Annotated in this window: 20 protein-coding genes; 16 read left to right on the forward strand and 4 right to left on the reverse strand. The window is 66.9% G+C overall.

Annotated elements, in window-relative coordinates; genetic code table 11:
- Positions 1-140: 140 nt before the first annotated feature.
- From PV734_RS23735 to PV734_RS23800, 14 genes are all read left to right on the forward strand, one after another.
- Positions 141-1,508: a hypothetical protein gene (locus PV734_RS23735; protein WP_319291574.1), complete on the forward strand. Its 1,368-nt coding sequence runs from the start codon at positions 141-143 to the stop codon at positions 1,506-1,508.
- Complete coding sequence (locus PV734_RS23740; protein WP_319291577.1) at positions 1,505-2,410, forward strand: ParB/Srx family N-terminal domain-containing protein; 906 nt, start codon at positions 1,505-1,507, stop codon at positions 2,408-2,410. The genes PV734_RS23735 and PV734_RS23740 overlap by 4 nt, the downstream gene beginning before the upstream one ends.
- A 40-nt stretch (positions 2,411-2,450) precedes the next feature.
- Positions 2,451-2,915 carry a VRR-NUC domain-containing protein gene (locus PV734_RS23745; protein WP_319291579.1) on the forward strand — a complete coding sequence of 155 codons (465 nt, stop codon included), beginning with the start codon at positions 2,451-2,453 and terminating at the stop codon, positions 2,913-2,915.
- Positions 2,912-3,115, forward strand: coding sequence for a hypothetical protein (locus tag PV734_RS23750; protein ID WP_319291582.1), 204 nt, complete (start codon positions 2,912-2,914; stop codon positions 3,113-3,115). Before PV734_RS23745 ends, PV734_RS23750 begins: the two co-directional genes overlap by 4 nt.
- Entirely contained in the window at positions 3,112-3,294 is a 183-nt protein-coding gene (locus PV734_RS23755) for a hypothetical protein (protein ID WP_319291585.1), read from the forward strand. The genes PV734_RS23750 and PV734_RS23755 overlap by 4 nt, the downstream gene beginning before the upstream one ends.
- Positions 3,291-3,695: a DUF6193 family natural product biosynthesis protein gene (locus tag PV734_RS23760; protein ID WP_319291588.1), complete on the forward strand. Its 405-nt coding sequence runs from the start codon at positions 3,291-3,293 to the stop codon at positions 3,693-3,695. The genes PV734_RS23755 and PV734_RS23760 overlap by 4 nt, the downstream gene beginning before the upstream one ends.
- A 15-nt stretch (positions 3,696-3,710) precedes the next feature.
- Positions 3,711-4,253 (forward strand): hypothetical protein, encoded by a 543-nt coding sequence (locus PV734_RS23765; RefSeq protein WP_319291591.1) that lies wholly within the window; start codon positions 3,711-3,713, stop codon positions 4,251-4,253.
- A complete protein-coding gene (locus PV734_RS23770; protein WP_319291594.1) occupies positions 4,250-5,704 on the forward strand; it encodes a terminase large subunit domain-containing protein in 1,455 nt (484 codons plus the stop codon). The genes PV734_RS23765 and PV734_RS23770 overlap by 4 nt, the downstream gene beginning before the upstream one ends.
- A 743-nt stretch (positions 5,705-6,447) precedes the next feature.
- The gene (locus PV734_RS23775; RefSeq protein WP_319291596.1) at positions 6,448-8,139 is read left to right on the forward strand and encodes a hypothetical protein; all 1,692 of its coding nucleotides are present in this window, start codon (positions 6,448-6,450) and stop codon (positions 8,137-8,139) included.
- A gap of 98 nt (positions 8,140-8,237) precedes the next feature.
- Entirely contained in the window at positions 8,238-8,984 is a 747-nt protein-coding gene (locus PV734_RS23780; RefSeq protein ID WP_319291598.1) for a hypothetical protein, read from the forward strand.
- Positions 8,985-9,086: 102 nt separating this feature from the next.
- Positions 9,087-9,497, forward strand: a complete 411-nt coding sequence (locus PV734_RS23785) for a head decoration protein (RefSeq protein WP_319291601.1) — start codon at positions 9,087-9,089, stop codon at positions 9,495-9,497.
- 15 nt (positions 9,498-9,512) lie between these two features.
- A complete protein-coding gene (locus tag PV734_RS23790) occupies positions 9,513-10,559 on the forward strand; it encodes a major capsid protein (protein WP_319291604.1) in 1,047 nt (348 codons plus the stop codon).
- Entirely contained in the window at positions 10,559-10,744 is a 186-nt protein-coding gene (locus PV734_RS23795) for a hypothetical protein (RefSeq protein ID WP_319291607.1), read from the forward strand. Before PV734_RS23790 ends, PV734_RS23795 begins: the two co-directional genes overlap by 1 nt.
- Positions 10,741-11,046 carry a hypothetical protein gene (locus tag PV734_RS23800; protein WP_319291609.1) on the forward strand — a complete coding sequence of 102 codons (306 nt, stop codon included), beginning with the start codon at positions 10,741-10,743 and terminating at the stop codon, positions 11,044-11,046. The genes PV734_RS23795 and PV734_RS23800 overlap by 4 nt, the downstream gene beginning before the upstream one ends.
- Before the next feature lies 1 nt (position 11,047).
- Here the strand turns inward: PV734_RS23800 and PV734_RS23805 are convergent, their stop codons facing one another.
- The gene (locus PV734_RS23805) at positions 11,048-11,974 is read right to left on the reverse strand and encodes a phosphorothioated DNA-binding restriction endonuclease (RefSeq protein WP_319291611.1); all 927 of its coding nucleotides are present in this window, start codon (positions 11,972-11,974) and stop codon (positions 11,048-11,050) included.
- Positions 11,975-11,988: 14 nt separating this feature from the next.
- Here PV734_RS23805 and PV734_RS23810 point away from each other — a divergent pair, with 14 nt between their 5' ends.
- Together PV734_RS23810 and PV734_RS23815 are read left to right on the forward strand one after the other, a co-directional pair.
- Positions 11,989-12,252: a hypothetical protein gene (locus PV734_RS23810; RefSeq protein ID WP_319291614.1), complete on the forward strand. Its 264-nt coding sequence runs from the start codon at positions 11,989-11,991 to the stop codon at positions 12,250-12,252.
- A 6-nt stretch (positions 12,253-12,258) separates the two neighbouring features.
- Positions 12,259-12,780 (forward strand): DUF1643 domain-containing protein, encoded by a 522-nt coding sequence (locus PV734_RS23815; protein WP_319291617.1) that lies wholly within the window; start codon positions 12,259-12,261, stop codon positions 12,778-12,780.
- A 146-nt stretch (positions 12,781-12,926) separates the two neighbouring features.
- Here the strand turns inward: PV734_RS23815 and PV734_RS23820 are convergent, their stop codons facing one another.
- The 3 genes from PV734_RS23820 to PV734_RS23830 form a co-directional block, all read right to left on the reverse strand.
- The gene (locus tag PV734_RS23820; protein ID WP_319291620.1) at positions 12,927-14,132 is read right to left on the reverse strand and encodes a hypothetical protein; all 1,206 of its coding nucleotides are present in this window, start codon (positions 14,130-14,132) and stop codon (positions 12,927-12,929) included.
- 241 nt (positions 14,133-14,373) lie between these two features.
- Positions 14,374-17,814, reverse strand: a complete 3,441-nt coding sequence (locus tag PV734_RS23825) for a Swt1 family HEPN domain-containing protein (protein ID WP_319291623.1) — start codon at positions 17,812-17,814, stop codon at positions 14,374-14,376.
- A gap of 69 nt (positions 17,815-17,883) precedes the next feature.
- Entirely contained in the window at positions 17,884-20,694 is a 2,811-nt protein-coding gene (locus tag PV734_RS23830; protein ID WP_319291626.1) for a DUF1156 domain-containing protein, read from the reverse strand.
- Positions 20,695-20,824 lie beyond the last annotated feature (130 nt).

The following is a 20,824-nucleotide window of genomic DNA, read 5'->3' on the forward strand; positions in this document are numbered from 1 at the left end:
TCCAGGCGTCCCCCGCGCCTCCTGGTTCCGGAGGAGGCCCGGCACGGCAGGACCAGCCCCCTGCCCCTCCGGGCCCGCATCCCACCTGTTCGAGAGCGAACCACGAACTACGAACGAATCAACTCGCCTGGGGAGGAACGGTGTTCCACGGCTCGATCCCCGCAGACCTCCGCGCGATCATCCACGAGCACACGGCCACCTGGGCCGGGCAGGCCGAGGACATCTACGTCGGCTGCTCCGGCAACTTCACCATCGAACGCGTCCTGCACGATGCCGGGTTCCGGCTGCACGGCTGCGACGTACAGCTGTACTCCTCCGCGATCGGCTGGTACCTCGCCGGGCGGGAACTGCCCATCACGATCCGGCCCGAGTCGTACGGCGAACTCGACTGGCTGGCCCCCTACATGGACGGCCGGGCCGGCACCCTCGCCGTGGTGATGCTCGGCTCCCGCTTCTTCCAGTGGATCGGCCGTGGAGGCCACCCGTACTACGGGCGGATGCTCCGCGCGTACCGGCAGCAGTTCCCCGAGCTGTACGCCAAGACGGTCGCGAAGATCGAGGCGCTGCCGCTCCGCCTCGCGTCGTACGCGGCGATGGACGTCAACCAGTGGCTGGCCGAGCAAGTCCCGCCGGAGGCGCCGGTGGTGGCGTTCCCGCCGTTCTTCGCCGGGGACTACGAGTCGCAGTTCGCGGCCCTGGACAAGCACCTGGACTGGCCGGCCCCGGAGTATCCGACGCTGGACGACGCGGCGAAGGAAACCCTGATCGAGCGCATCACCGATCGGCCGCACTGGGTGCTGGGCCTGCACTTCGACGTCGACGAACTTGCGGGCGAGCTGCGCGGGCAGGTGCAGACCGCCAATCGTGGTGTGCCGATCAACGTGTACTCGTCGGTGGCGCGTTCGCGGATCGTGCGGCCCAACCAGCGGCTGGAGATGGTGAAGGCCCCGCGGCTGACACCGGGGCAGCGACTGGGTGAGCGGCTGACGCTGGCGCCGCTGACGATGGGGCAGTTCGCGACGCTCCGCTCGCAGTACATGAACCACAACATCCGGCCCGGTACCCCGACGATGGCGCTCGCGGTGCTGGTGGACGGGGTCGTGGCGGGCGCGTTCGCGTACGCGACGCCGAAGTACGACCCGCACAACGTGTACCTGCTCTCCGACTTCCCCGTGGCGCCGACCTCGTACGGACGCCTGGCGAAGCTCGTGCTGTACGCGGCGCTGTCGACGGAGGCGCAGTTCCTCGCGCAGCGCGCCATGAACACCCGCCTCACGCGCCTGAACACGACGGCGTTCACACAGCGGCCCGTGTCGATGAAGTACCGCGGGCTACTGCGCCTCAACTCGCGCAAGGACTCCGCCGATCCGGCGTACCGCTACCAGCTCGACTACGGCTCTCAGCTGGGGCGCTGGTCGCTCGCCGACGGGTTCGCGCAGTGGCGGAGCAAGCACGGACGGGCGGAAGGACTGAAGGCGGAAGGATTGAAGGAGGAGCAGGCCCAGTGACGCAGCCCATCAAGCCCCGCATGGTCGAGGGTGATCCGCGTGATCTGACGCTGCTGGACGTGAACGCGCGCTTCATGCGGCACGAGCAGTTCCAGCGCCTGGTCGCGAACGTTCGGGAGGACGGGGCGCTGACCTCCACGCCTCTGGTGTGGAACGACGCCGAGAGCGGCCGGCAGATCGTGCTGTCCGGCAACCACCGTACGAAGGCCGCCATCGAGGCGGGCCTGGAGCGGATCTTCTGGATGGAGATCACCGAACCACTGCCGCGGCAGCGGCAGATCGCCCTCCAGCTCTCCCACAACGCGATCACGGGCGAGGACGACCCGGCCACTCTCAAGGCGTTGTACGAGGAGTTGGAGGACGTCTCCATGCGCCTGTACTCGGGGCTGGACGACAAGACGCTGGAGCTCCTCGAAGAGGTCACCGTGCCAAGCCTCGCCGAAGCCAACCTCGACTTCGCCACCGTGCAGATCGTCTTCCTGCCGGACGAGAAGGCGGCTGCGGAGAAGGCGCTCGAGAACGCGCGCAAGGCGGCTTCGGCGGACGCGCGCTGGCTGGCCCGCATCGACCAGTACGAGAAGGTGCTCGATGCCCTCGACACCACCAAGGGCGCGCACAACATCGGCAACGTCGCCGCCGCCTTCGCGATTCTCCTCACTGTCGTCGAGCGTCATCTCGGGGAGTTCGCCGAGGGTTGGTACGACCCGGACGAGCAGCTCGCCACGCGCAAGGGCACGGCGCCGATCGAGACGGTGCTCGCCACCCGCACGATGCCGGCCGACGCCGCGGCGGTCGTCCAGCGGGCCATCGACCGTATGGAGCGCGACGGCGCCATCGAGGCGGGGCAGCGCTGGCGGGCCCTGGAGCTGTGGGCGGCGGACTACCTGGCCGGTGCCGCGTGAACCACGTCGACGATCAGGCCGTCCAGGTGCGGGGTGATCAATGAGCACCACCCGGACAGCGAACGACGCGCTGTACCGCAAGCTGCTCGCCGAACGGTACGGGCCGCTGGAGCGGCTGGAAGCCGAACGGTTCCCCGTGCCCGACACCTCCCCTGAGCACGCGGTCGGCGCGGACGAGGAGCAGTGGCGCCGCCAGGTCCGCGAGGTCGCGACCCGCTACGGCTGGACGCTCCAGTACCACACCGCGGACTCGCGCCGCTCTGACCCGGGCTGGCCGGACGAGGTCTTCGGACACCTCACCCAACAGCGCACGCTCTTCGTCGAGTTCAAGACCGACACCGGCCGCATCCGCCCCGCCCAGCGCGTCTGGCTCGCGCACCTGGCGAGCAGCGGCTTCGAAGTCGCGCTGTGGCGACCCCGCGATCTGCCCACCGTGCTGCGTGTTCTTGGCCCCGCCCGCCAACGTGCCGTACTGCCGCCGACCTTCAGGTGTCCCGACACGTGAACGGCCCGTACACCTCCGAACTGAACCGACTCCACGCCGAGTTGGACCACTTGGTCACCGTCCACCGGGCAGCCGCCCGGATGGCCCGCACTTTGACCGAACACCTCGCGGACGAACCGTCCCGCCTCGCCGACCAACTCGCGTGCCTCCTCGCCGGCGAACTGGAACCGGACGACCTCACCGAAGGGAGTACACCGTGAACCTCGCCAGGGACGCCAACTCGTGGGAGCGCACGGTCTCCGTCACCCCGCTGCCCGACCACGTACGCCGCAGGGCCGCCCTCGTGACCGCCGCGCGGGCCACGGGGCCGGCCGACTGCGCGGACCTGCTGGAACACCTGGGGCTGCGAGATCCGTTACTGCGGAGAATGACGGCATGACCGATCTCGTTGAAGCCGCCTGGCGGCAGATCCTGATGACCGCGGAGGACCCCACTCGGCTGGTGGGTTCGCAATTCGTGGAGCCCTACGCCGAGATGGTGCGGGCCGCATACGCGGAGCCGCAGCTGCGGCAGTTGTTCCCGTGGACGGGGATGTGGGAGTTGCACTTCAGCCGGTGCACGCAGGTTCGCCACACGTGGGACATCCCGTACGTCGCTCCGGCGAAGGACGGGCGGTTCCTGGTTTCGGGGCCGAGCCGCGCTGAGTCCGTCGGCCACGCGGACACCGTGGAGGCGGCGATCGCGATGGTCGTGGAGCGGCTGCCGCCGGACTGCGGCCCCGCCTTCGTCGGTACTTCGGAGGAGCTTGCCGCGTACGAGAGGGCACGAGACACCAGGTAGGAGTACACGGGTCCGATGGCGGGCAGCGCCGAGGCATGGGAGCGGCAGCCGGGCGAATCGGCCGCCGCGTGGGAGGCGTTTGCCTGCTACCGCGATCTCGGGCTCTCGCGCAGCATCAGCAAGGTCGCCGGCACCCTCCGCAAGGCCCGCACCCTGGTCGAGCGTTGGTCGACCAGTCACCAGTGGGTGATCCGGGCCGAGGCATGGGATCGCGAACAGGACCGACTCTGGCGCGCCGAGCGGCAACAGGCATCCCGCGAGGTCGCACGCCGGCACGCCCGGCTGGCCACCGCAGCCCAAGCCAAGATCGTCGCCCAGCTTCAGCAGCTCGATCCGTCCCGGCTCAGCCCCTCGGACGTCATCCGCTGGCTGGAGGCCACTGTCCGTATCGAGCGCCAGGCATACGGAATCGACCTCGCCGAAGCCGCCACCACGAACGGAACCCCGGACATCCCCGACGTCAGCGAACTGACCGACGAGGAGCGCCGCGCCCGCATGGAACAGCTGCGCCGCGAGCTCGATTCCCGCATCGGAGCGACGGACGGCAGCCAGCCATGACCGGCCGCCCCGCCGGCCTCCCGGACCCGGCAGGCATCTCCGATGCCCATCTCCACGCCGAGATCACTGCCCTCCTCGAAGCCGACGCGCACTCCGCCCGCCGCTGGTCCTGTGACCGCCCCGACTGTGACGGCCTGCCCCACGAGGGCTGGCTCCACCACCACGCCCGCGCCGCGCAGCGTGTCCCGCCCAGCGAGTGGACGGCGTGGATGATGCTGACGGGTCGAGGCTGGGGCAAGACCTTCACCGCGGCTCAGGCCGTACGGGAGTGGTCGTCGAAGCCCGGCACTCTGATCGCGGTCGTCGCGAAGAACGCCACCCTGGTCAAGGAGATCTGCTTCGAGTCTCCCAAGTCCGGCCTGCTGTCTGTCATCCCGCCCGAGGACATCCGCCGCTACAGCCCCGGCAACGGCCTGACCATCCTCCGCCTGAAGAACGGCTCCGCGATCTACGGCTTCGGCGCCGAGACCCCGGACAACCTCCGCGGCTTCGCCTTCGACAAGGGCTGGCTCGACGAGTACGCCGCCTGGAACCGGCACACCGCCCAGTCCGTGTACGACATGCTCTGGTTCTGCCTGCGCGAAGCCCCGGCCCCGCAGGTCGTCATCTCCACGACGCCCAAGCCGCTCCCGCACGTCAAACGCCTCGTGGAGCGCGGGCGCCGCCCCAACTCCTCCGTCGTCCTGACCACCGGCCGCACCGAGGACAACCGCGCCAACCTCTCCGACGCCGCCCTCGCCGAACTTGACTCCGAGTACGGCGGCACCCGTCTCGGCAGCCAGGAACTCGACGGTGTGCTCCTCGAAGACGTCGAAGGCGCCCTGTGGAAGCAGTGGATGTTCGAGGTCGAGGGCTTCCGCGTCGCCCGCCACGCGGTCCCGCCCCTGGAACGTCTGGTCGTCGCCGTCGACCCGGCCGTCACGACGACCGACAGCGCGGACTTCACCGCCTTCACGGTGGCCGGCCGCTCCTACCCGCTGGAGCAGATGTACGGCGACCGTCGCCCCCGCGGCTACGTCCTCCACGCCGAGCAGGACCGGTACACCCCCACTGCTGCGATGCGCAGAGCCGCCGCGCTCTACCACGAGCACCAGGCCGACTGCGTGGTCATCGAGGCCAACAACGGCGGCGAGTACCTCCCCGCCCTCCTCACCGAGGTCGACCCCACGGTCCAGTGGCGCATCGTCCACGCCACCCGCAACAAGCGCGCACGGGCGGCCCCGGTGGCGATGCTGTACGAGCAGTCGCGCATCAGCCATGCCGGCTCGCCGCGCGCCTTTGCCACGCTGGAGGAGCAGATGACGACGTACGTCGGTGCGTCCGAGCATGAGGAGAAGTCGCCGGACCTTCTCGACTCCTGTGTGTGGGCGCTGACGGACCTGTTCTTGGATGTCTCGGTGCCTGGATCACCGACGCGACCTGCGGACGGCCGCCTTGACGGGCGCAGGTAGCCCAGACTGTTCGGTGCAGCGCCTCGCCGACAGATGGCCTGAGCTTCTACTCAAGAAACCTCTTTGCTCGCGACACCTGCGTATTAGAGTCACGCCAACAGTCTGGGGAGACTGCGGGGGTGGGGCCAATGGACCAGCAGCGGTGCGTGAAGTGCGGCAATCCGGCTCGGCGTGGCACGGGGCGCTGCCGTCCGTGCGCGAAGCAGGTGAGTGCGCCGAGGGAACCGCGCGGCCGTACCGGTCTGGTGGGTGGGCCGGGCGTCAGTAGCGGGGACAAGGCGTCCTGCGCCGCATGCGGGAAGATCGCGCGAGACGGCCGCGGCCTCTGCCGACTGTGCAGCAGTCGTGTCGATCAGAAGAAGGCAGAGCAGCGGAAACTGGGTGAGGCCGCCCTGAAAGCCGCTCGCTCACAGGGGCGCGAGAAGGCACGGAAGACGGCAACGGCGAAGAAGGTCCCCAAGCCCCCCACCGCGTGCGTCGCGTGCGGGAGCACTGCGAGGCAGGGCGAACGGCACTGCAAACCTTGCGGCAAACGCGTGAAGCGGCTGGCCCAGCCGCTCAGGCCCGGCGGGTGGGTCCCCGGGAGCGGCGGGACGCTCATCGCCGAGATTCTGGCTGACCCGGTCAACTCCCGTTCGAACAAGGCGAGTACGTGGCACCGCTGACCGCCGTCCGCCCGGCCTGCCGTTGGTACTCCCGTAGCTCCCGCACCGCACTCCCCGCCCTCGGCTGATCGGCGGAGTGTGGTTCGAGGTGCGCTGGATCAGGCGGCGCGCATTAGGCTCCGCCAACTTCAGAGCACCTACAGGGAGCGGCGGATGCGACGGTGGCGCGACTTGATCATCGATACCTGGGGAGCGCTGTCCTACAAGCCGGCGTTCCGGCAAGCCGCGGACGGCCGCTCCGGACGGCTGCCCGGCCATGCCGGCGCATCCTGGGTGCCGGAAGTCGACCTCCGTCGCTTGGCCGCGTACACAGTGCTCGCCGCGTACGACACGAACCAGGCAGCCGCGCTGCTCGGCGAGGACGGCGCGGACCGGCGCGAATACGGGGACCCGGCGCTCATCGTTGACCAGACGCTGACACACCTGCTCGGTGAGACGCAGCAGATCGTCGTCGCAGGAGCAGAAGAGGCAGACCAGGCAGCGCAGGATGCGGAGACGCTGCTGCGGGACTGGGCGGACTCCGAACACCTGTGGATGCGGATGCAGTACGCGGAGCGCAACGCGGTGCTACTCGGGGACTCCGTGTACCTCATGGCCTGGTCGCGGGAGAAGGGACGACCGGTGCTCAAGACGATCGACCCCGGCTTCTACTTCCCCGTACTGCCGGACGGCGCGATCGACGCCGACGAGTATCCCGCGCGTATCCACCTCGCCTGGGAGACCGCGGCCGACCCGGCGACGGGGAGCAAAGGCACGCTGCGTCGCGTCACCTACGAGCTCGGCCCGATCGGCGAAGGCGAGCCGGTGACGCGCACGTACCCGTGGTCGGCGCAGCCCAGCGCACTCACCTGCTATCTGACCGACGCCGAGTGGGACTTGGACCAAGTGGACCGGACCAGCAACGTCGATTCCCTGTCGCTGAGGAAGGCCCGGTTTCATACGAACGCGGACGGAGACGTCCTCGACCACCTCGATCTGCAACTGGACTTCATCCCGGTAGTCCACGTGCCGAACACCATCAACGGCGCCGAACACTTCGGCCAGTCCAGCCTGATGAAGGCCGCCCAACTCATCGACGACCTCGGCGCGGCTGACACCGACAGCCAGCGCGCCTCTGCCACCACCGGCTCGCCGATCATCGGCCTTTCCGGCGCTCGGCTGCCCGTAGACCGCAAGTCCGGCCAGCCCCTGCCCGTACAGGTCGAGCCGGGCATGGTCTGGCCCCTCGGCGACAGCGGCCAGCTCACCACCGTGGACACCTCCACCCAGCTTGCCGAACTCCGCTCGTACGTCGACACGTTGCGGGATCGCCTGTCGGTGGTGACCCGCTTGCCGGCCAGCGTCCTGGGCACCATGGAAGTCTCCCAGGCCCCCTCCGGGTACGCGATCCAGCTCAGCTTCGGCCCGTTGGACGCGATGGTCCGCTCCATGAGGCTGGCTCGTGCGGCGAAGTATCCGCTGCTGCTGAAGATGGTGCTGCGTCTGTACCAGGCCGGCGGGGTGCTCCCACCAGGCCAGCAGCCGCAGGCGTCCATTGCTCTCGGCTCCTACTTGCCCACTGACCGGGCGGGCATCCTCGACCTGGTGACCAAGGGCGTCGCGGCCGGTGTGCTGTCGCTGGAGACGGGTGTACGGATGCTCGTCGATGCGGGCTTCCCCATCGATGACGCAGCGCTGGAGGTGGCACGTATTGAGGGTCGTACGCCAACAGCGGCTCAAGGGGGCCGGGATGAAGATGAAGACGAAGAGGTGGATGACGAGGCAGCGTAGATACGGGGGATCTTCCCGCTGGTACGTGTGGCCCGGAACAGGACGGGTCTGGTTAGACTGCGCGCCGACGCGGGGGCGTCTGGGCGAGGAGCCCGCCGATGACCAAGCACCCTGAATCCGCCGTGCGGCCACCACTGCCGCTCGCACCACTCGGGTTCCGCAGCGACGGCCGCCCGATCCTGCCGATCCTCGGCGCCTCCTCCGGTGATCCTGGTGACCCGCCGACGGGCGATCCGGCCCCGACGGGTGAAGTCGGAAATGCGACGGTCACCATTCCCCAGGAGGAGTTGTCCCGCCGCTATGCCCGGGAGAAGGACCAGGGCCGCCGTGCGGGCGTACGCGACCTCCTCGGTAACCTCGGCTTCGACTCCGCCAAGGCCCTGACCGACTTCATCGAGTCCCAGCGCCAGGCCGAGCAGGAGCGCAAGGACGCCGAACAGGCCCAGCTGTCCGAGGTCGAGCGCCGCGAGCAGACCGCCGCCGAACGCGAACGGCAGGCCGAGCAGCGTGAGTCGGCTGCCGTAGCCCGCGAACGGGACGCCGCCCGCCGGGCACTTCTCGTCGGTCTCGGCGCCACCGGCAACGACCTGGACGACGCCGTCCTCCTGCTCAGCCGAGCCGCAGACCTCGACGCCGACACGGCCGCCCTCACTCAGGCAGCCGAGGACCTGAAGCAGCGCCGCCCCGAACTCTTCGGCCAGCAGCAGCCCTCGACTCCCGCGCCGCTCCCGCCCTCGGGCAGCCCGTCCGGCGGCATCCCGCCGCGCACTGGCGGAACTCCTTCACGCCCCGGCTCGCTGGGCCTGGACATCGCCCGCCGCCGCGGCCACCTCAGCAACACCTGACGCCACACGGGGACCGCGCCCCGCCACCCACCCGCGGACGACGGCACCGCCCGGTGACCGTACGGACTCGCCGCTCGCCCGGCCTGCCCGAAGGAACCCGGCGTGGATCTTCAGCCGATCACCTACTCCGAATCCACCACCGCGGACCGCCCTTGGCTGGCCTCCCGGCACGGACTCGACACCCCGCTCACCGTCACCCTCGACATCGCCCTGTTCACGAGCGGCACGCACTACAGGCCCAGCAGCCTCCTCCAGGCGCGCAACACCTTCCTCTCCGGCATCCCGCTCGGCCGCATCACCGCCACCGGCCTGTACGGACCGTGGGACAAGGCCGCCACTGACGGCCGCGCCGCCTTCACCGGCGTCCTGCTCGCCGAAGTCCCCTTCGCCCCGACCAGTACTCGCGCCGGGGCGGCCCTGCTGTGGCACGGCGTCATCGCGGCCGCTCACATCCCCGGCGGCCTCAACCCGGCGGACATCGCCCAGTCGACCGCGCAGATCCACTTCATCTGAGGAGCCGCACTGACCATGCTCGACACCCTGCTGCGCGACATCGACGCCGCCGACATCAACGCCTTCGCCCGCACCATGACCACTCCAGCCGACTACGAGCTGACCCGCACGGTCATGCCCGAACGGCGCCTGAACTCCGTCAAGTTCAGGATCAGGAGCAGCAAGCGCCGCGTAAACGCCGCGAAGTTCCGCGCGTACGACGCCCAGACCGCCGTGGCCCGCCGCCAGGCCGAGAAGATCATCACGGAGGGCATGCTCCCGCCACTCGGCCAGAAGTTGCTGATCGGCGAACTCGAACAGATCCTTCTCGACACCTCCCGCGGCGCCGACGCCACGGAGTTCGTCGAGCTGCTCTACGACGACATCGAGCGTCACGTCGAGTCGATCCACAACCGCATGGAACTGGCCGCCGGCGACCTCCTCACCGACGGGATCTTCACCCTCAACGGTGAGAACGGCCTCCATCTGGAAGCTGACTTCGGCGTCCCGGCAGCCAACATGCCCACGGCAGCGAAGCCCTGGTCCGACCCGACCAGCGACTCCCTCGCCGATGAACTCCGATGGATCGAGTACCTCCGCTCCATCGGTGCCCCGCTCCCGGCCCGCGTCATCACCTCGTACAAGGCCCGCGCGACCCTCGCTGCGAACGACGCCTACCGGGCGGCGTACTACGGCAGCGTGAACGGCTCGACGACCCCCACCGCGGTCCTCGCCCCGAACGAGGTCGAGGTCGTCCGCGCCCGCTACAACCTCCCGCCGATCACCGTCTACGACGTCCAGATCTCCGTCGACGACACCTACCAGCGCGTCATCCCCGAGGACCGCTGGATCCTCCTCCCGCCGAACCCGCAGTCCTGGGCGGAGACCCAGTACGGCGTCACCGCCGAGTCCCTGGTCCTGTCCTCCGGTACCAACCCGGCGATCACCCGTGAGGACGCCCCCGGCATCGTCATCACCCAGGGCTCTCAGGACGACCCGGTCCAGGTCTGGACGAAGGGCGCCGCGGTCGCCATGCCCATCCTGTACGTCCCGGACATCCACATCACCGCGAAGGTCCTCTGATGCCCGCGGCCCGCACCCTCGCCGCAGCGGTCTTCGTCACCGACCCCGCTTCGCACGAGACCCTGCTTCTCCAGCCGGGCACGGAGATCACCAACTCAGCAATCGCCGACCAGATCACTCACCCCGACGCCTGGGCCCCGGAACCGCCCCGCCAGCCCCGCCGTACCAAGGCCGAGACACCGTGACGCTCACCGACGCCGAATACGCCTACCTCCGCTCCGAACTGGGCGAAGCCGACCGCGCTGAGCTGGACATCCGCTACCAGCGCCTCGGCGCACTCCAGGCCGTGGCCACCGAGGTCCTCCGTGAGCGCAAGGCGGCACTGATCTCCGACCCTCTGGCCGTCACAGTCCAAGGGGTCGCCACCGTCAACAACGCGGAGAACGTCAAGGCGCTCGAGCGCCAGATTGCGGCCATCGAAGGGGACGGCTCAGCGGAAGCCGACTACCTCGCCCCGGTTCCTCTGCAGCGACGACGAGCTCGATGATCTACGCGGCGGTCTGAGTGCTGGTCCGCTTGAAGACCTGGAGACCGTGCCAGATGACGAAGTCCGCGGAGACGGCTGGTTGCCCAGGCCGGGGTGTGGCGAGGGGGAGGCCGTGGAGGGTGTCTATGGCCTGCCCGGCCGGACTGCGGGCTACATACAGCTGAGACACCTGGATGTCCAGGTTGGCCGTCAGACCGAGTACTCCGAGGTCGAAGAGCGCGTGGTGGAGCGCGCACAGTGCCAGCCCGTTGTTCACCTCGTCCGGCCCGTCCTGGCTGTGCCATCGGACATGGGCGGCTTCGAGCCCGACCGGGTTACGGCCCAGCGCTCCGTCGAACCCGCACATCGCGCAGGCGAAGGCGTACGCCTGCAGAACCTCCTCGGCGAAGCCGCCTCGGCGTGCCCGCTTCTTCTTCGCGACCAGCTGGTACGCCGCGTCCTCGACGGAGGTCAGATCGAGACCGGCAGCCGCGCAGATGGGTCCTTCGAGAGCGGGAGTGAAGTGCTGGTCGAGTAGAAGGCGGGCTGCGCTTGCGAGGGTGGCGGGGTCGGCCAGTAGGTGCTCGATACGCGGGTGGAGTCGACCGTGAGCCCCCTGTTTGCGGAGCCAGCTCCCGCGCTCGGGGGCATCTGACCCGATGGGCTCGCCGTCGTTCCCCCGCAGGTCCCAGAGATCCCGCTCCAGGTGCACGAACGGCATCGCGGCCCGTTCCCGCGCCCTCGGCCGGCTCAGCACCGCAGGCCCGAAGTCGTTGATCAGGCGGCTGACTGACTCTTCGGCCTCGTCGTACGTAACCGTGGTGCTGCCGTAAGCGGTGTACCGCCCGAGCAACCACAGCAGGAGCAGCGGCTTGTGAGGGGCACGGCGGTTGCCGATCTGCGCACGGCGCACCGAGCCAAGCAGACTCAACAGCTCGTCGACCGTCATAGCGCCACTTTGTCATGAGCGCCGTTGACAAGGCGACCGCCATCGCCAGCACCAGCACCAGCAATAACCGGAACAACCCGGTCCAGGTCTGGACGATGGTCACCTTGATTGTGATGCCGGTCCTGTATGTCGCGGACGTTCACCTACCACGAAGACCCTCGGCGACTACCTGGCACTCGCCCATCGGTGACGTTTCAGAACTCGCCGACCTGCGCAATTGGTGGGCGTCGTACCATCAGGAGTCGGCAGTTCGTCCGGCTGAAGACTGCCACGATTGAGGTGCCATGACCGCCCCGGTCGCTGTTTCCGGAGCCGATCAGCGGATGCTGTGCGCGATTTTGCTCAACCCGCCCCTGCGTCCCGCAGTGGATACGATCTCGCACCGCAATCTGCTAGCCGCGCTACCGCTGACCGGCTGCACTGAGCTGAGGTTGGCCAATCTGATCGATCTCCAGTCCAAGGACCAGACACAGCTGGCCAGCCTCATCGTGACGGAGCAGGACCTCGAAAGGTCCCGTCGGCAGCTGTCCGAAGCGATCGAAGGGGCTGATGAGGTTCTGTTCGCCTGGGGTACCGGGAGGATCACCGGTGTCGTGGGAAGACTTCTCAAGGAGCAGGCCGCATGGGTGCGTATGCACGTGGATGGCCGTGGTCTACGGAAGGTCTGGATGGTCGCTGGCACGCCGAGGCATCCGTCGCGGTGGCGGCAGTTCGTCGGCCCGGAAAAGCAGCGTGTCGAGGGGAGCTCATTCGAAGATCGGCTGGCCAAAGTGCTGACCAGCCATGAATCGAGCGCGCCCCTGTAACAACCGTTATCTGGCTCTTCGCAGTTGAGGGTGTAGCCGCGGGGCGTGCGGCGATCGCCGAGCCGAGTCGAGCCCGTCGAGGCATACCCAGCGGGAGGGACTCGCTTGTCCAGTCCAACCCGAGAGCGCATACGGCTGACGCTCACTTACCCAATTTTCTTCGCGTTCTTCGCCAAAACCGCCGCCCCCAGACTGAGACCCGCTATACCCACTCTGACGAGCGGGTTGCGACCCACCTCCGCGGCCGCGTTCTTCACTTGCCCCGGGTCCCGGGCCGCGTCCCACCAGCGTGTCGCCTCCAACGAATGCCGCCCGCACTCGATTCCGAGCGGCCCGTGGAAGTCATCGACGGCGATCCCGACACGGTTGATCGAGCCCACCACAGCCCGGGACGTGGTCGAGTGCAGCAGCACATTCGAGTCGGCTGTACCGGCAGCCGCATCCATGCGGGCCATCAGGTGCTCGGTCTCCCGTGAGATGCGTTCCCGCCGCTTCTGCCGGTCAGCATTCAGCGCAAGGCGATGCCCGTCCAGCTCGTTCGCAGACTCGTCCAGCACCCGGTCCAGTCGCAGCACGTCGAGCGCGTCCTGCAGTTCGAAGCAATGAGCCAGAACGATGAGCAACTCCCGGACCTCGGACTCTGCTTCCTCGGCAGTCCTGGCGAGATCACCGATCTTGGTCGTGCTCTCCACCCTCTCCGCGAGTGCGTCGAGCTGAAGCAACGTCCACCCCAGGGCGTCTGTGATCGTATGGGTCCTGCCCTGCACCGTCGACCACGTGATCGCGTCGACCCGACCCGTCTGCTCCCGAACGGTCATGGCGGACTCGATGTCGAAGCCCGCCCCGATCACTCTCGCCAACTCGGAGTTCTTCTGGTCGCGGAGCACGTCGTCGACCTTCTTGTCGATCGTCGCGAGATATCTCTTGATCTCGTTCATCTCATGCTGCCTCGCGAGCTGCGCCATGATCCCCGCGGCACCAGAGAGAATCGCCGGGTTGGTCAGGAACGAGCCGGGCCCCTCCGCGATCTGGAGCCATGACTTGATTGAGCCCGGTTTCCCCACCATCGCGTAGCTGACGCCTGGCGTCTTGCTCTCCATCAGCCCGTACTTCTTGTAAAGATGCGCGGACTCCTCGGTCAGTTTCAGCCAGCGACTTGAGTGGGCAGCGATTTCGGAACCTGCCTGGGCGACGCCAGCCCCGATACGGAGGAGAGGTCCGAGCCTTCGCAATCCGAGGTCCTTCGACAACGACAACAGTCCCTCCGAGGCGAGGAAGCGCTCGACATCCGCCGGGCTCCCGATGACCCCAAGTCCATCGCCGTCACTGATCAGCTGAATCTCGTTGTCCATCGCCCGCCCCTGTCGTGACTCCTGGCAGCTGAGGGTAGTTGGGGTGAGCGGCGCAAGAGTCTCCATCACGGAAGAAACGTCGACCCCTACCCGGCCACCGACGCGCGCACCGCACGCCCCGCGGCTACACCTTCAACTGCGAAGAGCCCGTTATCTCGCCGGTCATTGGTGACTGGGCAGAGAGCCGTGCACTCGGCGGCCGTGGGTCCAAGATTCGCGGCCGCCGAGCGCATCGTCTGGGCTATTCGTCCTCGAAGCCGTACTGCTCGAACTTCAGGGTGCGGGCATTTTCGGTGACAACTCGGACCTTGTCGTCCGAGTAGCCGTCCTTGCTGTGCGCCTCGATCTCCAGGCGAATACGTACCTCGGCCCCAGGAGCAGACCGCAGGTGCGGAAGGATCTCCTCGACGAACTTTGCGAAGTCACGACCGCTGCGCTCTGCATCCACTGGATACGAGCCGAAGAAACGGACGTTCCGGATCGGCTCTGGCTCCGGAGCAGGTGGAGTCGCTTGCCTCGTGGGGACGTCGGCGGGGTTGCCCTCACTGGAGGTGTCGGCGTCATCGGTTGTTGACGAATCGCTGGCTGCCCGCGCAGCGGCCTCACGTTCTGCTGTTCTACGAGCCGCCTCGGCCAGATCTCTTTGCCGCTGCTCGTTCGCCTGCTCGGGCTTGACGAGCAGGGTGGCGTCGGTTGGCAGACCGAAGGAATCCTGCATGGGCAGAGAGAGACCGACGTACGTGCCGCTTGCTTCGTCGTATCCCTCGGCGAGCGCGAATCCCTCGGCTTCCCAGGTGATTCCCTCCGACAGTACGGACAGCACGGCCTGTTCAAGTACGGACCGGTCCCGAAGTCGCATCAGGTAGGGATGCTTGCGGTAGTAGTTCCACAGTGCACCGAGCGAGATGTGTCCGGACTCCCAGACTGGCCGCAAGTGGGAGTTGAGGTCCAGCCGGATGTTGAGCGCACCGAACACCGTGGTGAACTGGCCTGCGCTCACCAGCACCTTGGAAGCCCGTACAGCGAGCCTGTCTTCGCTGCCTTCGCAGCGGATCGGGCCGAGTACGTACTCCTTGTCGCCCTGTGGCTGCTTCGGCACGATCAACCAGGTGTACGTGCCCGCGATCCTCAGGTTGACCGTCTCGTCCGCCTGGGCGCACCGGCTCTCGGCGAGTCCGGCCTGCTGCGCAGTGAGGTTCAGTCCGGCTTCCCCTCGCTGCGCGTACGCGTCCTTCCATGCAAGGTAATCGCGTACGGCGTCTTCGAGCTCCTCGAGGCGCCGATCATCAGGAGCGAGAAACGCCAGCTGGTTAACGTTCACCCGCGTGGCAGTGCCGCGCTGCTTGAGGCACTTCTTGACGAACTCCAGTGCCTTGGTGTCCTTTTCCCCCTTGCTGTGGAAGAACTTGGGGTGCAGGAGGACCAGCCGGGCCTCTTCCAGGTCCGGCACGTCAGCGGTGCCATCCGGGGCAGTGTGAACCCGAGCGAAGTCTCCGGAGGGCTGCCTCTGGGTCCGGTTGAGGCGGTCGGCGATCTCCGCCCAGACTTCCTCGGGACGGTCGCGCAGCGCCTCTGCTGCATCCTGAACATGGCGCGTGATGGACGCCTGGGTGCTGTAGTAGTAGCGCCCGCTTTCCGGGTAGAAGAACGTGGTGCGCTGACTGAGCAAGTCGAGGGCGGAGCCGAAATTCCCGATCGTGTCGCCGGGTACGGCCGTACCCAGCCACACATATTGCCGGTCGATGCCCTTGTGATCGCTGCGCAGGGTAGGTGCTGAGCCGAAGTACACCGTGCGGGCGAGCCGGCGGGTGAGCCGCCGCTGGCCGAAGGTTGTGCGCTCCTCGTCGATCCGGACGGGGACGGACCCGTCTCCGTCGACGTCGGTGGAGATGATGACTTTCCACTCGTCGTCGAGGTACTGGTTGAGCTCGCTGACGACCTTCGCATCCTGGAGCGGGATCGAGCCGGGCATGATGAGGGGCCCTGGGTCGTTCGCTGCCCACAGCGCGTGGACGACGGTGCTCATCATGCGCAGCACGCCGCGGGTGCGCTGAAACCGTTCCAGGGTCGACCAGTCCTTGTAGAGGCGGTCGAAGAGCTCGGGGTGTATCGGGTAGGCGGCCTTGATCCGGTCCTCGTACGCCGGTTCGGAGCATTCGCGGGGGAACTCGCCCTGCTTCGAGCGGTAGAACTCGACGAACTGCCTTGCCACAGCAGCGATTTCAACCTTGCTGTCGGCGTCGGTCGCTTCGAAGAGTCGGCGTCGAACGATCCTGAAGGACTCTTCGGCGGTGGCCGGCTGCCAGGGGTCGGCCACGCGGCGTACGACATTCTGCAGCCGCTTGAGGGCGGCCTGACCATGCAGACCACCGATCTCCAGATCACTGGCGCCGGTCGAGTCTGCGTCGCTGCCGTCCGCCTTGTGCGATGCCGGAATGGAGACGACGAGAAGTGCGCCGGGGACCGCCTTGACCGATTCGGTCAAGGTCTGGGCGAATGTGAACTGGCTGTCGAAGGTGCCGGCGGGCAGGTCATCCTTGCCGTACAACTCACGTGCGTAGGCGACCCATTCGTCGATGAGGATGAGGCAGGGGCCGTAGTCGGCGATCAACTCCTGCAGTGCCCGGCCGGGGTTCGTGCCGGCTTCGTCGTCCTCCGCGATCCGGTCGTACGCCTCCCGCCCGCCGAGCTGCCAGGCGAGCTCGCCCCAGAGCGTGTTGACGTGGGTGCCGTCGTCCTTGAGGTCTCCCTTGGCAGGCCGGATCCGATTGCCGACGAGGGTGACCCGCTTCACCTCGCCTACGGAGTCCCAGGCGACACCAGAGTCCGCGATCAAGTCGTGGAGCTCCTGCGGGAAATCGGCGAGCGGAGTCCCGGACGCTAGGTGGTACAACGCCAGCATCGAGTGGGTTTTGCCCCCACCAAAGTTGGTCTGGAGGTTGATAACGGGGCTGGCGTTGGAGTCGCCGGAGAGTCGTCGCGCCGCCCGGGTGAGCAGGTCACACAGTCCCTCGGTGAGGTAGGTGCGCTCGAAGAACCGGACAGGGTCGGTGTATTCCTCGCTACCCTCGTTGCGCTTCACGCCATCCAGGTCGGCGGCGAACTCAGCGGAGGCGTAGTTTCCGGAGGCCACATCGCGGTGTGGGCGGATGATCTCGCGCCAGGGTTTGATGCTCTGGCCCCTGACCAAGCCGGGGACGCCTACCGCTGCCCGGGCCGACTCCTTTACCGCCTCGCGGGTCTCGGTCTCGTACATGGCCCGCAGGAGGTTCTGCTTCTCCTTGCGTGCAGCTGCTGCCCGCTCGGTGTCACCGGCCGCCGCCAGCAACCGCTCGACCAGGTCGAGGACGTGCGCGGCATCTTCGGGGCTGTACCGCTCGTTGTGCGCCCACTTGTTGCGATGATCGCGGAGGAGGGAGGCGATGGACTGCTCACCGCGGGAGAGTTTGTCCTTGAACCCCGCCCGCCACTCCTCGGTGATGACCTTGAGGAGTACAGCTGGGTCAGACTTGGCGTAGACCCGGTTCGTTCCGAACTTCTGGGTATCGCGAGCCTCGAGGACCTTGATCCAGTCGCTCCCGTCGGGCGTGGCGGCTGTCATGATCTCGTCGACGAAGGGCTCCAGTCCCTGCGCCAACAGCTCGAACCCGCGATTCACACGGTCCCGGTTGCTGATTGCCATCGCCTGTCCTCGTCCCCGTCCTTGTCGTCCTTCTGGTGTTGATGTCTATCGTGCTACGTCTCGCAGCTGCTATTCCTCGTCGAACGTGAACCCGTCCTGAATTAGCTTCGGAGCGGAGGCCGCCTGCTTGCGCGCAGCAGCGGTCAGATCGGACCAGGATTGGCCGAGGCCGTTGAAAAGGATCGCGTCCTGAGCCAGGCCGCGCTTCTCGCAGATGGCGAAAAGCAGATATGCCAGCTCCTGGGCGACGTCCATGTCGACGCGGGCGCGAGCGGCTGCCATGAGGCGGGCTGCGGCGTCCCCGCCTTCTTCGTCCAGGGCCTTCGCGAGGTGCAGGACGACCTCCCAGAGGCTGATGCGCTCGTCGGTCTCTGGATGCCAGTCGGAGGGCAGCTCAGAGAAGGGCAGCAGTTTTGCCTTGCCGGCGACGGCTCGGAAGGCACCACCGCGTTGGACGCCCTCGACGGAAGTGTTGCGGCCGCGGGCAAGGTTGTCGGCGTCGCCGAAGGAGCCTTCGTTCCAGCCGAAGTTCTTGAACCATTGGACGCAGAACCGGGTGTCGGAGTCGAAGTCGCCTTCTTGCTCGGACAGGACTTCGTCGAGGGCCTGGTTGATGAGGATTAGCGCGGAACGCACGCTCATCGGCTTTCCATCGGACTCAAGAACCTGGGCGTAGCGGGAGAAGACGGCCATGCCGGGGCCGATAGCCGCCTGGGCTAGGTCGACCGGAGCGATTGCGCCTTGTTGAAGCTCGCCGAGCTTCTCCGGCATCTCGTCTTTGAGGGCGGTGAGGAAGGCGCTTCGAGTGGTCGTTTCAGCGCTCTCCGGCCGAGGCCGGCAAGCAAGAACAATCGAGGAAGCTAGGGCATTGCTTGCATTGTGGCGCGTCCTACCGGCTCTTTCGGTGCGAACCGGCCAAGTCCCAGTCACGGCCCAGCCTGAGCGAAGCAGGCCAGCTAGCAGGGTTTCCCAGCCTGTCGATGCTTCGCCGTGATCATCAGTCTCGGATTGCTTGAAGGCGTAGAAGACTGAAATTGGGGCATCCGGATATGCGTCGATTCGAATCCTCTCGAAGATTCGGTCGAATCCGGACTCGAAGAATTTCTCGGCTTCAGCTTTCCCATTATGCCGGAAAGGGTCCGCAACTAGTTCTTCACGCTTGGGTGTGAGCATGGTTCCGAGAATGCTCGGCATTGTGGTTCCAAGCGTTGACCGGAGCCAAACGTAGAAGAAGTCCGAGAGGTCGGCATAGCCGACATTGTCGTAATATGGCGGATCCGTGGAAACGAGGACCCCGGTAAATGGCCGCGTCGAGGCGTCGCGCTGGGTGACGGAAGATGAACCCTTTGCGGGTAGTCTTTCAAGGGGTTTGCAAACGGCAGGAATCATGATTTCCAGAGTTCCCGAAGACGGGCCGAAGACGTTCCCCTCAGCGAAATCCCACGTCATCTGCACGGCTTGGCGAGAGAATGCTCCCCGCAGGATCTCCATCTGTGGGTTGCTAGCCCAGGTGGTAATTGTGGAACAATAGTCAGAAGTGCGACTGACGGCGAATGCTAGATAAGTCGCTACCGCGTCCGCGTATGCCTCGGCGCCCTTGCCGCCTGCTTCCAGCCCCGCCCCTGACGGCAATCCGGATTCGGCTGCGTCCCTATGTGCGAGAGTTCGGGCCTCTCGCACGAGGGTGCTGTATGTGGTCAGCGCAGCGAGCTGGCGGCTGGTGAAGAGGTCGGCATGGTGGGTCATGCCGTAGCCCTGCACGCGGAAGCCCAGGGCTGCCTTGGGGAGCTCTGTATCCGGAACGTTGTCCGGGCGGGGAATTTGCGCTGCTTGCTCATGCTTCTCGTTGGGCGGCAGATAGATCCGACGACGATTACCTTCCGCAACGATCGCCATCAGTTGTTGGCCCATCCGGTCAGCCTTGCCCTCATCACGAACATGTTTCAGGGGCACAGCTTCGCCGCAGCCGATACATACCGCGCCTGTGCGTCGAACGGTGCCGTCCGTATCTTTCTTTGGGGCTTGCTTGGCATCGTGTCCGATTTCAAATACAACGTGGCCATCTTGAACCCGCGGAACGACGTAAGCTTCCTTATCCTTCTTCTTTCCAAGCCACCAGGATTTGACCAGCGGCATCTGGATTCCACATGCGGGGTTTGGGCACTTCACGGTTCTCGCCCAGATCCAAGCGATAACGTCGGCCTCTTCGCCGTCTTCGAGCTCGGCCTTCGGGTACAGGTGGCCGATCCGCTTCTCCGCCTCGTCGCGCATCCACTTGCCGTAGCGGCGCACGTCCTCGGCCAAACCTGTGGCTTTTGGCCACATGCCATCCGCGCGCTCGCCCTTACCGAGTTTTTCATCCGCCGCGCCTGGGAACACTGGCGGCTGGCCAGCCCACTTCGGTGGGATCTCGATTAGCGCCTTGTTGATGAGTACCGGCACGGGGTTGAGGTCCGAGGCGTGAGCCTCAAGGCCCAGACGTTGGGCTTCGAGCGGGATGGAGCCGCCGCCGGCGAAAGGGTCGAGGATCGGGGGCGGATTACCGTCCGTGGACTTCAGGATCTCCTCATGGGCCTCGCGCAGCAGTGCGTCGTCCGTGGTGTTCTCCCACACCACAAGCCGTTCAATGAGGCGGAACAGCCGCTGGCGCTCGGCAGCAACCGCCTCCTCCGTCGGGAACTTGTCCGGGTGAGAGGAAGGGTCGTCCACAAGCTGGGCGAAGAGCACCGCTCGGCACGCGGCGAGCGGGCGACGGGCCCACCACAGGTGAAGCGTCGACGGGTGCCCGTGCCGGATGGACTTCTCCCGCGCGGATTCGCGGTTGATCGCTTCCAGCGGCAGCGCAACCTCGATCAGTTTGCGCTTGGGCGTGGTCGTCATGCGGGGCGCTCTTCTCTTCGGGCGAGGCTGGTGGTGCGGGGTGGCTAGAGACGTCCGTGGAACGCTCAGCTCAGTCGTCAAGTATGGCCTGTGTTGCTGACAAGCGTTCTGCCTTCGGCTGATCCAGCTT

Source organism: Streptomyces sp. AK08-02 (assembly GCF_033795085.1).
Lineage (GTDB): Bacteria > Actinomycetota > Actinomycetes > Streptomycetales > Streptomycetaceae > Streptomyces > Streptomyces echiniscabiei.

Excerpts from the sequence above, each read along its gene's own strand:
- PV734_RS23790 (WP_319291604.1), top strand. The coding sequence starts at position 9,513 with ATGCTCGACACCCTGCTGCGCGACATCGACGCCGCCGACATCAACGCC.
- PV734_RS23765 (WP_319291591.1), top strand. The coding sequence starts at position 3,711 with ATGGCGGGCAGCGCCGAGGCATGGGAGCGGCAGCCGGGCGAATCGGCC.
- PV734_RS23770 (WP_319291594.1), top strand. The coding sequence starts at position 4,250 with ATGACCGGCCGCCCCGCCGGCCTCCCGGACCCGGCAGGCATCTCCGAT.
- PV734_RS23795 (WP_319291607.1), top strand. The coding sequence starts at position 10,559 with ATGCCCGCGGCCCGCACCCTCGCCGCAGCGGTCTTCGTCACCGACCCC.
- PV734_RS23760 (WP_319291588.1), top strand. The coding sequence starts at position 3,291 with ATGACCGATCTCGTTGAAGCCGCCTGGCGGCAGATCCTGATGACCGCG.
- PV734_RS23745 (WP_319291579.1), top strand. The coding sequence starts at position 2,451 with ATGAGCACCACCCGGACAGCGAACGACGCGCTGTACCGCAAGCTGCTC.
- PV734_RS23830 (WP_319291626.1), bottom strand. The coding sequence starts at position 20,694 with ATGACGACCACGCCCAAGCGCAAACTGATCGAGGTTGCGCTGCCGCTG.
- PV734_RS23780 (WP_319291598.1), top strand. The coding sequence starts at position 8,238 with ATGACCAAGCACCCTGAATCCGCCGTGCGGCCACCACTGCCGCTCGCA.
- PV734_RS23810 (WP_319291614.1), top strand. The coding sequence starts at position 11,989 with ATGAGCGCCGTTGACAAGGCGACCGCCATCGCCAGCACCAGCACCAGC.
- PV734_RS23805 (WP_319291611.1), bottom strand. The coding sequence starts at position 11,974 with ATGACGGTCGACGAGCTGTTGAGTCTGCTTGGCTCGGTGCGCCGTGCG.
- PV734_RS23820 (WP_319291620.1), bottom strand. The coding sequence starts at position 14,132 with ATGGACAACGAGATTCAGCTGATCAGTGACGGCGATGGACTTGGGGTC.
- PV734_RS23815 (WP_319291617.1), top strand. The coding sequence starts at position 12,259 with ATGACCGCCCCGGTCGCTGTTTCCGGAGCCGATCAGCGGATGCTGTGC.
- PV734_RS23825 (WP_319291623.1), bottom strand. The coding sequence starts at position 17,814 with ATGGCAATCAGCAACCGGGACCGTGTGAATCGCGGGTTCGAGCTGTTG.